This is a genomic window from Massilia sp. UMI-21 (assembly GCA_015277795.1).
Lineage (GTDB): Bacteria > Pseudomonadota > Gammaproteobacteria > Burkholderiales > Burkholderiaceae_D > Telluria.
The window spans coordinates 144,194-160,062 of record CP063848.1; the positions used below are offsets into that span (position 1 = coordinate 144,194).

A 15,869-nucleotide genomic window follows, 5' to 3' on the forward strand; every position below is an offset into this window, starting at 1 on the left:
GCCGTTCATGGGTTGTCGGAGTGGTGGAAGGAGCCTGCATGTGCGAAGGGAAGCCCGGCCTGGTCTCGAGCGCTACTGATTTCGATCCTTTTGTCCGGCACCGTGCTCGTGAAGTTCAACACAGCCCCACCCGTGGAGGCTTCTCCCGCCACAGGCTGCAGCCGCCCAGGATTAGCAGTGCCTCTGCCAGGATGACGCCGAGCTTGAATGGCGCGCGGTCGCGTATTGAACTCTTGATGTGGAAAGCGTCCGTTCGTCCCTCAATGGCGTCCCTCATTGGCAGATACGGGTTTGGGTGGGCTGCTGGAAGGCGATGCTGATACCCGATTTCTTGGCCCATTCGCTGTACTTCGCCATGTCCACTAAACCGACTGCGGGAGAGCCGGGTTGACCGCACTAGCGGCTGCAGAAACGGATGAGGGCTTTAGTGTCTGCAATGCTGTAGCTCCCGATGCATGTGTTTTCCACGGATCGTACCTCTTTACATTTGTGTCGATAACACTGTCGGTGGCCGCTCCCAACCGCGCCCAGGTGATTGGTATGCAAATAGGCAGTGGCGTCCGCCCTCGCGAACCAGTCCGCGATTGCCGCTCCCAGGTCGGCGCAGCGACTGACCTTAATAGCAACGCTTAACTCGCTGAAAACCATGTTGACCAATCTGGAATTTATAAAACTAATCTCGCCACTGATACACTTCAGCGCGCATGCTGAGCTTGTCATCGCTGAACGTCCCGGTCAGTTTTAACTGCTTGCGGTTCCGATCCCGTGCGACCTCTTCGATGCATTCGGGCGGGATCAACGCTTCCAGGTCAATACGGGTTGTCGCATACTTGGCATATCTGTGGCCTCTTCGTATGTTTTTCCTTCAACAATTCCGTATTGCCACTCAACTTCCATCCATTTCGGAATTCCACCCACGTCACCAGACATAAAAGCATAACTCGCTGGAGATTCTTTCGTAATGTTAGTATGAACCTTTCTTTCGTTATGTCCACCTTCGGTTCTGACATAGTTAATCTCAACGTCGCCCCCTACCGACTCTTATTCCAATGTTAAGCCAATCGAGGGTTTTCGAGAACCTGCCGCCATGCTTGATACAATCGCAGCCACAAATAAAATAACAATGGTCGCCGACCGCAATTTACGAAGTCTTTCTCGAGTCATTTTCATCACCTCTGATGACCACCTTGCTGCAAGCTGGCGCCAGCGCGACGGTCTTGGCCGTCACCTAATCGTCGCGCTCGGAAATGTCATATGGGATCTCCACCTTCAGGAGAGTTGCCCCCACGCTCGCTGTTGTGGATTTTCCAGCGTACCTTGATTCCATCGGTCGTCCAGATGAAGTGCAACCACAACATCTTGTCCGGCAGCTCATTTGGCGGTGTGGCTGCACGCGATTTGGCGACCTCTTCCAACGCCCATGCCGGCACTTTTTCCGCCACTTTGACGCGCTCCGTCTTTAGAGGCGCCGCTCGATAGCGCTCGTCGACGTAGGCGACCCACGCCTCCTCGGTAGCGAACGACTCACGCGGCTGCGCAGGGTAAGGCAACTCCTGCCACGTGAACTCGACCCAAGTTGGCATGCCAAACGTGCCTGGCGCGCTTCCCATTGTTGCTCCGCCGTTCATTGGGTTATCGGAGTGGTGGAAGGAACCTGCATGTGCGAAGGGAAGGCCGGCCTGGTCTCGAGCGCTACTGATTTCGATCCTTTTGTCCGGCACCGTGCTCGTGAAGTTCAACACGGCCCCACCTGTGGATGGCTCGTCCTGCCACAGGCGGAAGCCGCCCAGGATTAGCAGTGCCAATGCCAGGATGACGCCGAGCTTGAATGGCGCGCGGTCGCGTGTTGAACTCTTGATGTGGGAAGCGTCCATTGGTCCCTCATTGGCAGAAACGGGTTTGGGTGGGCTGCTGGAAGGCGATGCTGATACCTGATTTCTTGGCCCATTCGCTGTACTTTGCCATGTCCACCAACCCGACTGCGGGGGAGCCGGGTTGACCGCACCAGCGGCTGTAGTAATGGATGAGGGCTTTAGTGTCTGCAATGCTGTAGCCCCCGATGCGTACGTTTTCCAAAGCTTGTACCTCTTTACCATCCGTGTAGATAACCTTCCGATTATCGTAATGCGGCGCCAGCCTCGGCACGTGGAGGTAGTTGCCGCTGCTGTCATGGAGAATGGGGAGGGTGACGGTCTTCCATCCCGCTTTCGTGATCCGGTCCTCATCGAACTTGATCCCCTGCTGTTTGGCCTGGTTCAGCATCCACATCAGCGCAACATCCGACAGGTCGCCCGTAGCATAGCCGCCGCCAACATCCGAATGGGCGCCCACGAACCCCTGTTCGACTCTATTAGCCTGCGATGACTGCTGCGAGCCCAGGATCGAGCGCAGGTGGAAGCTCACCGGGTCGCCGCGGTATTCATTTAACGCAACTGCGTGTGCGGCATGGCGCACAGCCGCAGGAATCCCGAAGTCGTGCTTGTCGTCGTCGCCGTTCAGGTAGCCCAAGTGCGAAACCGTGTCGAACAGACCTTCGAAGCGCAAGTTAAGGCAGCGGGTCTTGCCATTTCTGCTGGTGTACTGCCCATTGCGCATTTTTCCCACCAACTGGTTGAGCCAGACCCGCGCCTCGGCCGCGCCCCGACTGAAGCCGACGACGTCGATGTCAATCAGGTCCGATTTGGTATCACTGCCGATAAACTCGTCGAGGAACTTGAAGCCCAGTGCGATGCGCTGGTCGAAGCCATCGCCGTTGGCCACATTGCCTTCATAGCTCATGTTGATGTCCGTGGTGCCGATGCCGGTAATATAGAACTTCCTTCCATTCAGCTTCTCGTCGTAGGCTTGGTGGATTTTCCACACATTCGACAACGATGCCCCCGTCCCGGGATTAGCGCTGTTGCCAGTGCCATCGAACGCAAACAGAATCAGTCCACTCGGATCCACATATTTCAACGGGTTGCCATCTACATAGGCATAACTGTTGACGCCACCGTGCAGTCCGATCGGATCTGGCGTCAGGTACCGCCCCAGCTCAGGATCGTAATAGCGCCGATCGTTGTAATGCAGCCCGGTTTCGGTGTCGAAGTACTGTCCGGGCAGGCGCAGGTTGAGCGCGAATCCGCGTTGTGCGCTCACGCTAGCAAGCCTGCCGTAGGGGTGATACGCCGCGCGCCAGAGCAGTTTCCCTTCATGGTCGGTGGCCGCTTCCACCGCGCCCAGGTGATTGGTATGCAGGTAGGCAGTTGCGTCCGCCCTCGAGAAGCAACCTGCGACAGCCGTCCCCAAGTCGACAACTGCCTGAGCGAATGGCGAACGCGGCCGCTCGACCAGGGCAGCGTGATCACTGTCGATTACTGCCACCACCTGATCGGCCAGGTACACGTATTGGCGGGCAATCGCCCCGTCGGCAGCGAGCTCCGCACGCAGCTGGCGGCCTTCGTACAGGTAGTGGCGCAGCGTTCCGCTGCTTTCCTTGGCCACCCGCAGGCCGCGATGGTCGTAGCGGTAACGTGCCAGGACCTTGCTCCCCATTTGCACCTCGCGCAGCTGGCCCGCGGCGTTCCAGCGGTAGCTCCGCGTCCCGGCTGCAATAGGCTGGCCAATCGGGTCGTACACGGGCGCCGCGCTCGCGGAGTCGCCGCGCCAGCGCTGGCTGCCGGGCGCGTAGCGCGCCGCGCGTGTGCCGGCCGTGAGCTCGTCCTGGCTGGCGATGTCCTGCTGCGACAGCAGGCGGTTGCCGGCGTCGTCATACGCATAGCGGCTGACATTCAGGGCGAGCGGCTTACGGCCTGCCTTGCGCGCCGTGGCGCTGACGATCAGGCGATCCTGGGCGTCATAGGCGTAGGTGCTGGTCCAGTCGGCCGCATCCTGAAGGAGCAGGTTGCTTTCGGCGTCCCACAGGTAGCGATGATCCAGCAGGGCATCCGGATCGCGTTCGTGTCCAAGCGCACCGGGAATTGCCGGCGTCGCCAGCGCCGAGGTATGCTCGCCGGTGCGCGGGGCTGCGGCGGCTGGCCCGGCGCCCGACAGGGCGGAAAGCGCCAGCGTCATGCCTGCCGCCGACGCTGCGCGTAGCGGCGCGCGGTAGTCGACCCTGGCCAGTACGCCCTGCGCGCTGCGCAGGTAGCGTGCACGCACCCCGTTGCCAAAGGTGGCGCTGCGCAAACCGACGATGTCGCGCTCGAGGTCTTTGACGATGACCTCGGGCGCTTGCAGCCAGCGCAGCCAGGGAGTACGGATGCGGTGACGCTCAAGCGCCACGACCTGACCCTGGCCGTTGCGCCGGTAGTCGAGCATGCTGCCGTCGGGTAGGGACATGCCGGACAATCGGCCACTCCGGTCATAGACATATTCCGTCACACTGGTGACGGCCTTGCCGCCAGTCGGCGACAGCGTGACGGTCCTGGCGATGATGCGTCCGGCGGCATCGTGGGTGTACCGTTCCTGATGGCCAGGATGGTCGATCCCGGTCAGCAAGGCCCCCGTGTAAGTCCAGCTTGTTACGCTATTCCGCTGCCCCATAGGGGCTCGCGGATCGGTCAGCGTCTGTCGGACAATGCGCCCAGCCACGTCGTATTCATAATTGGCCCAGCTGCCATTCGCATCGATGCTCTTTACAAGGCGGTCGGCTGCATCGTAGTGCCGGATAACCGTGCCGCGGTCGGCGTTACCGGTGGAGACGATGCGTCCGAAATCGTCGGTACGCTGGTGCGTCGTCAATCCGCCAGGTGTGGTGGTGCGCGCGATCCGGCCCGTTGGGTCACGCCACAGGCGCAACGTCGTGTCGTACAGCCCGGCTTGTGTGGTGTTGGCGGCCTCGTTCACCTGCGACAGCTGGCCTCTTTCGTCGTAGCGGAAACGCCGTTGCCGGCCCAGGGCGTCGGTAACGACACCGGGCAACCCCATCTCGTTCCAGGCAATGCGGCGCGTCGCGCCAGCGTCATCGGTCACCGCGGTCAAGTGTCCGGCAGTGTCGTACTGGAAGCGCCGCCCTTGTCGGAAGCTCGCCGACATGACGCTCTCTGCAAGCAGCTTGCCCTCGGTATCGAAGCGACGGATCGCTGCGATACCGATGTGCGAGGCCACCGATATCCGGCGGCCGGCGCTGTCGTGGTCGAAACGCAGGAGTGGCCGGTACCCGTTTCCCGCATCGGCCCCGGTCTCGACCATGTTGCCCATGCCATCGTAGCGAATGCCCTGCCGTACCGCACCGCGATCGATTGCTACGAGCTGGTGGCGGGCGTTGTACGCATAGGTGGATGCCTGGCCGTCCGGTCCAACGACCCCGGCGATGCGGCCAACCGCGTCATAGCGCACCTGGCTGCGCAAACCACCGGGCAGGGTGATGGCCACCACTGCGTTGCCCCGCGCATCCCATTCGATTGCCGTGATATCGGCAGTCGCGGGCGTCGCGCCCGCCCCGTTTGGAAGCGGGCCATCGATCGTGGAAAGCAGGCTGCGGCCGCTCACTAGCGTATAGCCGTAGCGCGTGGTGCGGGAGAGGGCTTGCGGCGCTGTCTTTTCGCCGCTCGCCGGCGCCCATCCGGACTCGGTGATTGCGAGCGGTTGGCCGTGCGCATTGAACTGGTAGCGCGTTTGCATCTCCAGGCCAGGAACAACGCTCGGGCGCGCGACCAGATGGGGGCGCCAAGTATCGCCAGCATACTCGTAACGCTCGAGCCAGCTGGATTGGTACGGCTTGCCATGACGATAGGCGATCCGACTGACCAGGGCAATCCGCCCGAGATGGTCGTATTCCGTCTGTATTCCCTCCAAGGGAGTTCCACCGGGAGAGAGGCGGATTGTCTCGAGCAGCCTGCCGGTGTCGTCGTAGCGGTACCGAACGTCGGCGTCACCGCAGCTCGCGCAGCCCGCGCCCCGCACTTCCAGCAGCCTGTACTGGCCGGCCAGGATGGCATGGCGGTAAACGGTTTTCTTTCCCAGGCTGTTGCTGATAACTGTCTGGCCAGCAGTACGGGTATCCAGCGTGACCTGCTCGACACCGGTACCCTCGACCAGGGATGCGGGTTGCAGTGGCTTGCCGTCGACTCCCGTCTTCAAGCGCGCCGGCTGGCCCCGAACTGTGAGGTTCGCTTTGCCTTCAGCGTCGTATCCGTAGGTAGCAATACGACGACCGATTGGCATGCCCGGCGTTCCCCGTTCCTCGACACTCATGCCTGTCAGCAGGGTCGGGTAACGCGGGTCTTCGTAATGGTAACGCTGATGCCATTCGCCGTCCGGCCCTTTGACCCCAACCAGATTGGCCAGCACATCTCTGCTCGAGCCAGAGGCGCCTTTTGGCATCGTACTTCCGTATTCATATTCGATCCGACCTACCGGCGTGTCGATGAATTGCACGCCACGGAAGCGCTCGCCCGTGCGCGCCAACTCGGCCGAGAGATAGTGCAGGCGCAGACTACGCCCCTGCGGGTCGGTGACCCCAAGCAGCAAGCCTCTCGAGTCGTACTGCAATGTGAGGAATTCGCCTGTGGGGACCGTGATCTGCAGGAGCTTACCAGCGGCATTGAAGCTCAGGACACGGCCGTCAGTCCAGACCCAGCGGTATTCGTCGCCACGCGCGGTGCGCGCGATATGCACCGTGCCCTGAGACGGTTCAGCTGTGCTGCACAGGCTGGGATTGTTCGGATCGCGCGCGAACATTACACGCGAGCCATCGGCCTGCACGATTTGAATGGTTCGGCCCACCGCGTGTAGCTCTGTTTCGTAGCTCAGTTTCCAGCCGCGGCCAACGATTCCGTTCGGATGTGTCGGCCGGCTGTATGCACTGTTGTAATGTCGTACCAGTTCCAGACCGAGCACGCCAGGCAAGGGTGGCATGTCAACCTCGCGTTGGTACTTATTGCCGTTGATGACATTGATTGGATTGCCGGCGCCAACGTCTACGCCAGCGTTGCTTGCGCCGGTTGCCGGGCCTGCCGCTCCACAAGTAGCGCCACCAGGCTGCGGACCACATGTCCCTGGTCCGCCCGGCCCAGGGGGAGGATTGGTTCCTGGAGCACAGCTCTGGATTTTGGGGTCACAACTGCCTGGTAGTGGGATCTGGGCAATAGATGACGTTGTGACAAACAAACAGCAACACATAGCAATCATCAGGACCGATTTATTATTCATGTACGTTCCCTTTGAAACAAAATGGATGGCTTAACGATTGCCCGTTTCTTCAACGAGATCGACTACTTGAAGCTATGCATAATTGCTAGGCAGACGGGACTTCACAAACTGGGCAATCGTTCCCGGTACATGGCCCGTCGGGGTCAACTGGGGGCGATGGTTTCGGTTGCGAGGGATGGCAACTGAGGGTTCCGCACTCCGGTGGCGGCGTATTGCTAACCGGGGGATCTCCCGGGTCCGTTGTCTGGCCTCCGTTGCCTGCACCGGGCAGGGATACCGGGTTGTCGCTCTCGATTGGATGCGATTGCATCTGCATTGTCACGTGGGTAACTACCGGAATCCGCCCTGCTTCCACCAACTGGGTGTGAAAAGAGTCGGACTTAGGGTCCAGCCACTTCAGGTACACCTTGTAGATATTCGACACAACCGGGACCTTCGGCATGTAACCGTGCGTGATTCTTAGTTTTATCAGATTCGCATCCTGTCGGGTCTGCCCCGAATTCGGTTTAATTTCAGTCATACCAGGGCTTAGAAACGGCAGATTGCTGTTTCGAATGACGCGTCGTGATCCGGTTTTCAGTGCCTTCTGCAAGTCAGGATCGCTCCAGTCGTCAAAGCTTTCTTTGGTCGGATTAAGTAGCTCAATCCGAACGTTACCCGCCAGGTCTGCCTTCGCCTTGGCAAGGGATGCGGCAATCTCGGCCGCAGACTGCCCACCTCCATACAACGGGACTAGGGCGTTAGCAAAAGCAGTTTCTATCTTCTCCAGGCTCGCATTGCCAACGCTACCCGCCCGCGCAGCCATGAAAGTTGCGTGATTTAACTGATTCTTTGCGAAGAAGAGAAGACCATACTGCAGGATGGCCAAACCGAGCAGCGTGATGACAGGCCCCACCACGACAAACTCCGTCATCGCAGATCCGCGGTGCCAGGCCTGGTGTTTAGGCAGAGTTCCCATCGTGTGCCTTGACTTGGGCGGTACATAGATCAGCCGGCTTCCGTAGTCGATTGCGAACTTGTCGATACTTCCTGCGGCTAGTTCCAGAGTGTGAACTGCGCTGGCTTTCGATCGTAGCCATGGCGCTACCGCACTTATTTTCCATGGCGCCATCCCTCGAACGTACTTCAACACCCTGCCATCGCCGTCGATATACACGACGTCGATTGGATAGCGCATAAAAAAACAATGCACACTTGAACATTTCGGGATCAGGAAGCCTAACCCCTTAGGAAGCTGGGCAGAAAACATGAGACCGCGAAATCGTTCCCATAGCCCATAGGCAGTAAGTAGTTTTATGGAGTGGACACCAGAGCGCGTATGCAGTCTGGCGTCGTAATTTTTGGGCACTTGCATGTCGGGTTGTATCGTCATCTACCATCACAATCCCGAGTTCATGAACTTCATGACAATCGGGAAGAAAAGGACGATGAAAGTACATGGGAATATGAAGGCAATTAGGGGAAACAGCATCTTCACAGGTGCCTCCATCGCCAGCTTTTCGGCACGAAGAAATCGCTCGGTGCGCCGTTGATCAGCCTGCGCCCGTAGCACCGGACCAAGGTTCATCCCCATTTTCTCCGCCTGGATGACGGCAGTGATGAAATTTGTGACATTGGGCTCTGCCAGCCGCTCGGCCATTGTGCGCAATGACTCCGCGCGGCTCTTCCCGGCACGGATGTCACGTAGGACGCGCTGGAACTCATCGCGCAATACGCCTTTCGGCCCCTTCGAGACGGCCTGGCTCATCGCACCCTGCATGTTCAGCCCCGCTTCGACACACAGGGTAATGATGTCCAGATAAAAGGGGATAGACTTGAGCAGTTCGCTTTTCCTTCGCAAGATCAGGTCTCGGAGCCAGATGAACGGGTAGGCATACCCTGACAAAAACCCGACCATGCTGAACTGCAAATACCTCATCAGGGAAATGTCCGCACCGTCCTCGCCTGGAATGTCAAAAGTGCTGGTTCCCCACCAAATCAACATGGCAATTAGCAAGCCGGAGGCAACTGAGCCTGCTATAAATTGCGATGGAGACAGTGAGTACTCAAGACCTGCCCTGCGCAAACGGACAATGAGCGCATCATTCTGCTTCGCAGGCACAAAGTCGGCAATTGCGTGACTAATCCAATGAATCAGGATCCAGGCCATGCGAAATGCGAGTGGTGGCGCGTCCTTGTACTGACGATCTTCTGGTGGAATCTCGGCTACATTTCGGCTGACAATCCATGCCACCAGAGCGACAGACATCCCTACTCCGAGGGCGAACACCGCCACCACCCAACCGCTATGCTGAAGAAGTAACTGATGCATCTGCTAACCCCTAGTTTGGTTAATACAGTGGACCTTTCAAACATCGATAGCGATAATTTTCCGAATTACAAAGATACCCATGAACTCAAGGAACACAAGCGCAACCAGCGCCCCCCAGCCAATCCGCGTAGTCCACAGCAGCGCCATCGCCTCCGGTTCCATTTTCTGAAGTACCAATAGCAGTACAATGGGTAAAAAACCGACAACCCAGGCTTGCAACTTGCCTTGCGCCGTCAGCGCGCTAATCTTTCCCTCCATCTGCAGCCGGCTTCGGATAGTGTTGGAGGTGCGCTCCAGTGTTTCGGCTAGCCCCCCACCTGTTTCGTTTGCTATGCGCATTGCCGAAACCACCAAAACTGTTGTTTGGGTGGGCATTCGCCGATGTAAGTTATTCAGGCTTTGTTCAAGCGTCACACCTAGTTTTTGCTCGCGCAACATCAGTGAAAATTCCTGCCCGAGCGGTGCCGGTGCTTCTGCCACCAACTGAGCGATTGCCGAACTCAAACTCGCGCCAGCCTTCAACCCACCAGACAGCATGAGTAGTGCGTCTGGCAACTGTTCTTCAAAATGGCGCCGGCGTCGCATGCGCATCCATTGAAACAACCATCTGGGGAAAAGCCCCATCGCAAGAAAAACAGGGATTGCCAGTACAATGCTGCCGGACATTAGCCAAGCGATAATTCCTCCTAGAGCCATGATTGCAATATTCGAGAGAAACAGAAGCCGGCCGTCGATAAAAACGAAGAACTCCTGTGCTCGGAACTGAGCCCGTTCGGAAAACTTGGTCTTGTATGCCGCCATTGCGTTTGTGCCTACCTCAACGGCAAACCAGGCAAGCATTGCTACCGAGACGGCAATCACAACTGTAATGATCGTGATCGAGTTCGACTCCATATCTGCCTCACTTCCTGCCTTGATAGTGCTCATCAGAGACGAAATCATCTTCGGCCACCCGTTCTTGTTCGTGGGGCTTGAAGATTGTCATGTCTAGATCCGTCCCAGCAGCCCGGAGTTCTTCGTAGAAAGTAGGGATTAGGCCGCACGCCGTGAAATACCCCTGAACCTTGTTGGGCACGTTCCTCCCCGGATTGCCATAGCCTTTGCTGACGAACTTGAAAACTTCTTGTAACTGGATCTTTCCGCTCTCGATCCCGGTTACCTCAGTGATGCTCGTCACCTTGCGGGAACCACATGAGAAGCGCGTCTGCTGCACGACGATGTCCACCGCCGAACAAATCTGCTCGCGGATCGCTGTCAATGGCAGATCCATGCCGGCCATCAGGACCATTGTTTCCAGTCGCGCTAACCCATCACGGGGTGTATTCGCATGCAAGGTCGTTGTCAGCAGCGGTTGTAAACTGATACAGGCAGCGATTGAAAACTGATACACCATTTTGAGAAGATGGCCGCTTTGCGGAGCGGCCTTGAAACCCAAAGAGGTGTACGTGGAAATTCAACTCCTGAAGAGGCATGGGTTAAGCCTTCGGCAGATCGCCGCCGAGGTAGGCTGCGCAGTGAACACGGTACGCCGGCATCTGGCCCTGGAGGCCGTGCCGAAGTACGAACGCAAGGTCAAACGCCAGACGAAGCTGGCGCAATTCGAGCAGTACCTGAGAGATCGGCAGCAAGCCGCTCAGCCCGACGTGATTCCGGCCACCGTGCTGTACCGCGAGATCGCCGCTCGCGGCTACGAGGGCGGCATGAGCCAGTTGAGGGCCTTTCTGCGCACCTTGCGCCCGGCGCCTCCAGCCGACCCGGTGGTGCGTTTCGAGACGGCGATGGGCGAGCAGCTGCAGGTGGACTGGGTCGAATTCCGTAAAGGCAGCGCACCCTTGCACGCGTTCTGCGCGACGCTCGGCTTTAGCCGGGCGAGCTACGTGGAGTTCGTCAGCAACATGAAGGTGGAGACCCTGATCGCTTGCCACGAGCGCGCCTTTGCGGCGTTCGGTGGCGTGACGCGGCGGGTCCTGTACGACAACATGAAGACGGTGGTGCTGGAACGCGATGCGTACGGCGAAGGCGAGCACCGCTTCCACGCCGGCTTCCTGGACTACGCCAGGCATAGCGGTTTCGTGATCAAGCTGTGCCAGCCGTACCGGGCCAAGACCAAGGGCAAGGTCGAACGATTCAACGGCTACCTGCGTCGTTCGTTCTACGTGCCGCTGGCGAGCCGGCTCGCGCAGAGCGGCCAGAAGCTCGACGTCGTGACGGCCAACGTGGAAGTGGCCCACTGGTTGCGCGACGTGGCCAATGCGCGCATCCACGGAACAACCGGAGAGCCGCCAGCCGAAGCATTGAAGCGGGAGGTGGAGCACCTGCAAGCGCTACCGGCACCGTGGCGGGCGGACATCGCGGCAGCCAGGCCGCAAACGAGTACTGCAGCACCTGCGGCGCCGCGGCCGGCGGCGGTGGTGGAGCGGATCGCGCAACCGTCTCCAGTACAGCATCCGCTACAGGTGTACGACGCGCTGCTGGTGCGGGTTACTGAAGGGGTGGCGGCATGAACCTGCAGCATGAGCGTATCGCGGCGTTGTGCGAGAGCCTGAACCTGCCGTTCGTGGCACAGGGCTATGGCGCCGCAACCCAGAAGGCGGCGAAGCAGGAGATGGCCTACAGCGACTTCCTGGAGGGGCTCTTGAGGGAAGAAGCCGCCGGACGCAACGTACGCAAGCAGAGCATGATGACCAGGCTGGCCGGGTTCCCGGCAGTGAAGACGCTGGACGAGTTCAACTATGACTTCGCCAAAGGCGTCAAGCGCAGCCAGGTCGAGGAACTGGCCGGCCTGGGCTTCGTTGAACGGCATGAAAACGTGGTGCTGGTCGGGCCCAGCGGCGTAGGCAAGACGCACCTGGCAATGGCACTGGGCTACAAGGCCACGCAGGCAGGCATCAAGACGCGCTTCACGACGGCGGCCGACTTGATGTTGGCGTTGTCGACGGCGCATACGCAGAACAATCTGAAAGCGGTGATGCACCGCGCGATCAAGGCGTATCGGCTCTTGATCATCGACGAGATCGGCTATTTACCGATGAACCGGGAACAGGCCAACCTGTTCTTCCAGGTGATCGCGGCCCTGTATGAGCGTAGCAGCCTGATCGTGACCAGCAACCTGCCGTTCGGGCAGTGGGACACGACCTTCGCGCAGGACACGACGCTGACCGCGGCCCTGCTCGACCGGCTGCTGCACCACGCGCACATCGTGCCGATTGCAGGGGAAAGCTACCGGCTGAAGCACCAGCGCCAGGCCGGGATGATGAGGGGGAGCGATGTTGCAGAAGTTGGCTGAACGCGGACGGTGTTCGGCAACGGCGGTGTATCAGTTTTAAATCGCTGGCACGACGAAATCTGTATCAGTTTTCAATCGCCGTTGACAGTCGTCAAAGAGCCTTCGTGTCCAGTGTTCATCGCCTGCAGCATGTCAAGCGCCTCCGCGCCACGGCACTCACCAACGACGATACGATCTGGACGCATACGCAATGTGTTCTTCACCAGATCACGGATGTGGACTGCACCCTTTCCTTCCACGTTAGGAGGCCGTGATTCAAGACTGATCAAGTGCTCGTGACGCAACTTTAGTTCGGCAGCGTCTTCTACGGTGATGACACGTTCGTGAGGAAGAATGAAGTTTGAAAGGATGTTGAGAAGCGTCGTTTTACCTGAGCCAGTCCCACCCGACACAATGATGTTCTTTCTAGCCGTAACGCAAACTTCCAAAAAATTTGCCATCTCCCGGCTGATTGCTCCAAAACTCACTAGATCTTCTGCCGCCAGCTTACGCTTCGCAAACTTGCGGATGGTTAGGGCTGGCCCTTTGAGGGCAAGCGGAGGAATAATTGCATTTACCCGTGATCCGTCCTTGAGCCGTGCGTCGACCATTGGAGATGATTCGTCGATCCGCCGCCCTAGCGGCGCGACGATACGCTCGATCACACCAAGTACTGCCCTGTCCCCAGTGAAGGTCAATGGGTGCTTCTGCAGCCGACCATTCCGTTCGATATAGATTTCGTCGAAACGGTTGACCATCACTTCGGTGACGCTGTCATCGTCAAGCAGTTCCTCCAAAGGTCCAAGCCCGACCGCTTCATTCAAAACCTGCTTACACAGCAGTTCTCGATCTAGTGACTGAGGGATTTCCAGGCTTTGCTCGAGCATGATCTGGTTGATCAATGCACTCGTTTGCTTGCGAAGCTCCTCATCTGCCATGCTTGACACGTCTTGCCGGCGCAAGTCCATTGTCTCGAGCAATCTGGTATGGATGCGCTTTCGCCACTCGAATTCCAGTTCTCGGCGCCGTGGATCCTGTGCGACCACCAATGCAAAATTACCAGATGCCACCGCAGCAGGTTGCTCACGCAGCACAGATGGGTCAGCCAGCTGAGCCGCTTGGGCTCTCCTGACCTCATCCTGCCTGCGTTCGGCGAACTCGCGTGACGCGCGAATCTCTTCTGTTGCCAACTGGTTACGATAGGCAGCAGAGTTCGACCGTGATCTGGGCGACGCAGCTTGCACCACGCCGGAGTCTGTCCCAATCTCGGACACGCGGAGCCTGAATGGGCCTATTCGAATGACATCATCTTTCAACAGAGGTCCATGCTGGGACGTCACCCGTTCAGCGTTAACGAGCACTCCGAGGAACGCCCCGAGATCTTCGATGAAGAGTCCCTTCCCAGTCTTGAAAAGGCGCGCATGTTCCTTTCCAATGCGCCAGCTGTCCAGGCGGATCTCATTCTGCACGCCCTTGCCGATAACACATTCATCGGGTACTTGCACCAAGCGCGGCTCACCGTCTTGGCTAGTGATCTCGACTTGTAGCATGGTCCATCTCCTTATCTATCAGTCTTCGTTCCAGCAGACGACGTAGGGACCTTATTAAAATCCGCTGCATTGCTGGCAGGCTGGATCGGATCGCTGAGATAGGGAGTTTTTCCTAATTGTTTGCCGAGTTGCTCTGTTGTGCGCTCGATACGATCGACTAATCCCTTGCTCCGACTATCGACTACAGTTGGTGTCACGAAGACAACGAGTTCAGTTTCTTTGTTTTGGAATCGCTTGGAACGGAAGAGCGCCCCCAAGACTGGAATATCTCCAAGCATCGGCAATTTGTCGACATCGGTACTCATCGTGCGCTGCAAAAGTCCTGAGAGTACAATGGTCTCTCCGGTCTTGACGTTGAATTCCGTTTTCGTCCGGCGGCTCAAGAGTCCTGGGCCCGACGGGGTTGTAATTGAAGTATCCAGGGAACTTACTTCAGAATCGATCACAGCGCGGATGACACCATTTGCGCCGACTCTTGGCTCGATGTCCAATTTGATGCCATAAGGCTTGAATTGGACGGTGACACCGCTAACAGTCGCCACGGAGTAGGGAAATTCACCGCCGGCTAAAAAACTCGCCTTGTAACCGCTTCGCGTCGACAACTGCGGCTCCGCCAGTATGCTTGCCTTGCCGTTTTGCTCGAGGAGATTCAATTTGGCGTTCAGGCCCAAATTGATCGTACTTAGAACGGTCAACGATGCGGGGAATGGTGGCGCCCCTTCAACTCTTGGGGAGACTGGACCCTCGGGTACTGCCAGCTGAAAATCATTTTGACTTCCCCGTCCCGCGGGGTTCCAGATTGCACCGATCGCTGCTCCTCCGGTAGAGCCCCATTTCAATCCGAGTTCACGCAATTCGCTTTTAGGAAACTCGACCACCTTCACATCCATCATCACCATCTGTTCCCACCCAATCGGGCTGGTGAAATTGACTATCTGAGGGTATCTTTTTGCTAACTCTGCGACCTTTTCCCGGTCGGCGTCAGACAGTTCTTCGCCTTCCACAATGACCTTGTCGCCAACGACCGACACTGTCGCTTTGGGAATTTTGCTGAGAAAGGCCGAGACCTCACGCGCAACGCGCGACGTGTCACCTTGTACCACCGTTACCTTAATTCGCTGGTAGCGCCCATCCCTGTGCCAAAGAAACAGTGTGGAGGTACCAGCGCCGTTAGCGAAAATGATGGCCTGATTGTCGTCAAGCGCAGACGCGGTTAGCACTTCTCCACTACCAACTGCAATTCTGGCCACGCCAGGGGCGGGAAACACTCTGGATTCGCCAACAAACATCTGAATTTCCGGCACCGGATTCGGATCTTCCAGGTCTCTTACAGGTGCGTACGATTCCTGAAATTTGGCAGGTCGTTCTTCTGTTTTGCGATTATGTGGGACTGGAGTGATGCGAAGGTGTGGTGAAACGCCGGTCATGGGCGCCTTCGTACTCTCCGCGGCACCGAGACCGTCGCCGGCCATCGAAATGGCAGGAATCACACTTAACGCAAGAAGACTCACTGAAACCTTGCTTCGGGAGGACAAGCGCTCGCGCAAGAGTATGTAGAGATTAGCTGCAGTCTGATGCATGAGTTCCCCTTTTCTATGGAGATAAAGTC

General features: G+C 58.1%; 10 protein-coding genes. 2 read left to right on the forward strand and 8 right to left on the reverse strand.

Features of this window, described 5'->3' with window-relative positions:
- Nucleotides 1–1,250: 1,250 nt before the first annotated feature.
- The 6 genes from IM543_00595 to tadA (IM543_00620) all read right to left on the reverse strand — a co-directional run bounded on the left by IM543_00595 (nucleotide 1,251) and on the right by tadA (IM543_00620) (nucleotide 10,838).
- On the reverse strand, nucleotides 1,251–1,874 hold the full coding sequence (locus tag IM543_00595) for a hypothetical protein (GenBank protein ID QOY94464.1): 624 nt from the start codon (nucleotides 1,872–1,874) through the stop codon (nucleotides 1,251–1,253).
- Nucleotides 1,875–1,881: 7 nt separating this feature from the next.
- Complete coding sequence (locus IM543_00600) at nucleotides 1,882–6,840, reverse strand: DUF2235 domain-containing protein (protein ID QOY94465.1); 4,959 nt, start codon at nucleotides 6,838–6,840, stop codon at nucleotides 1,882–1,884.
- Nucleotides 6,841–7,219: 379 nt separating this feature from the next.
- Complete coding sequence (locus tag IM543_00605) at nucleotides 7,220–8,506, reverse strand: DUF192 domain-containing protein (protein ID QOY94466.1); 1,287 nt, start codon at nucleotides 8,504–8,506, stop codon at nucleotides 7,220–7,222.
- A 6-nt stretch (nucleotides 8,507–8,512) separates the two neighbouring features.
- On the reverse strand, nucleotides 8,513–9,445 hold the full coding sequence (locus tag IM543_00610) for a type II secretion system F family protein (protein QOY94467.1): 933 nt from the start codon (nucleotides 9,443–9,445) through the stop codon (nucleotides 8,513–8,515).
- A gap of 36 nt (nucleotides 9,446–9,481) precedes the next feature.
- On the reverse strand, nucleotides 9,482–10,339 hold the full coding sequence (locus IM543_00615; GenBank protein ID QOY96451.1) for a type II secretion system F family protein: 858 nt from the start codon (nucleotides 10,337–10,339) through the stop codon (nucleotides 9,482–9,484).
- Nucleotides 10,340–10,346: 7 nt separating this feature from the next.
- Nucleotides 10,347–10,838 (reverse strand): Flp pilus assembly complex ATPase component TadA, encoded by a 492-nt coding sequence (gene tadA / locus IM543_00620; GenBank protein ID QOY96452.1) that lies wholly within the window; start codon nucleotides 10,836–10,838, stop codon nucleotides 10,347–10,349.
- 31 nt (nucleotides 10,839–10,869) lie between these two features.
- Here tadA (IM543_00620) and IM543_00625 point away from each other — a divergent pair, with 31 nt between their 5' ends.
- Nucleotides 10,870–11,949, forward strand: a complete 1,080-nt coding sequence (locus tag IM543_00625; GenBank protein ID QOY94468.1) for an IS21 family transposase — start codon at nucleotides 10,870–10,872, stop codon at nucleotides 11,947–11,949.
- Nucleotides 11,946–12,731, forward strand: a complete 786-nt coding sequence (locus IM543_00630) for an AAA family ATPase (protein ID QOY94469.1) — start codon at nucleotides 11,946–11,948, stop codon at nucleotides 12,729–12,731. The genes IM543_00625 and IM543_00630 overlap by 4 nt, the downstream gene beginning before the upstream one ends.
- Nucleotides 12,732–12,802: 71 nt before the next feature.
- Here the strand turns inward: IM543_00630 and tadA (IM543_00635) are convergent, their stop codons facing one another.
- Both tadA (IM543_00635) and IM543_00640 read right to left on the reverse strand, forming a co-directional pair.
- Nucleotides 12,803–14,260 (reverse strand): Flp pilus assembly complex ATPase component TadA, encoded by a 1,458-nt coding sequence (gene tadA / locus IM543_00635; protein ID QOY94470.1) that lies wholly within the window; start codon nucleotides 14,258–14,260, stop codon nucleotides 12,803–12,805.
- Nucleotides 14,261–14,271: 11 nt separating this feature from the next.
- Nucleotides 14,272–15,840, reverse strand: coding sequence for a pilus assembly protein N-terminal domain-containing protein (locus tag IM543_00640; protein ID QOY94471.1), 1,569 nt, complete (start codon nucleotides 15,838–15,840; stop codon nucleotides 14,272–14,274).
- Nucleotides 15,841–15,869: the final 29 nt, after the last annotated feature.

Coding starts and splice junctions, on each gene's coding strand:
- IM543_00615 (QOY96451.1), bottom strand. CDS start 10,339: ATGGAGTCGAACTCGATCACGATCATTACAGTTGTGATTGCCGTCTCG.
- tadA (QOY96452.1), bottom strand. CDS start 10,838: ATGGTGTATCAGTTTTCAATCGCTGCCTGTATCAGTTTACAACCGCTG.
- IM543_00630 (QOY94469.1), top strand. CDS start 11,946: ATGAACCTGCAGCATGAGCGTATCGCGGCGTTGTGCGAGAGCCTGAAC.
- tadA (QOY94470.1), bottom strand. CDS start 14,260: ATGCTACAAGTCGAGATCACTAGCCAAGACGGTGAGCCGCGCTTGGTG.
- IM543_00610 (QOY94467.1), bottom strand. CDS start 9,445: ATGCATCAGTTACTTCTTCAGCATAGCGGTTGGGTGGTGGCGGTGTTC.
- IM543_00605 (QOY94466.1), bottom strand. CDS start 8,506: ATGACGATACAACCCGACATGCAAGTGCCCAAAAATTACGACGCCAGA.
- IM543_00595 (QOY94464.1), bottom strand. CDS start 1,874: ATGGACGCTTCCCACATCAAGAGTTCAACACGCGACCGCGCGCCATTC.
- IM543_00640 (QOY94471.1), bottom strand. CDS start 15,840: ATGCATCAGACTGCAGCTAATCTCTACATACTCTTGCGCGAGCGCTTG.
- IM543_00600 (QOY94465.1), bottom strand. CDS start 6,840: ATGCCACCCTTGCCTGGCGTGCTCGGTCTGGAACTGGTACGACATTAC.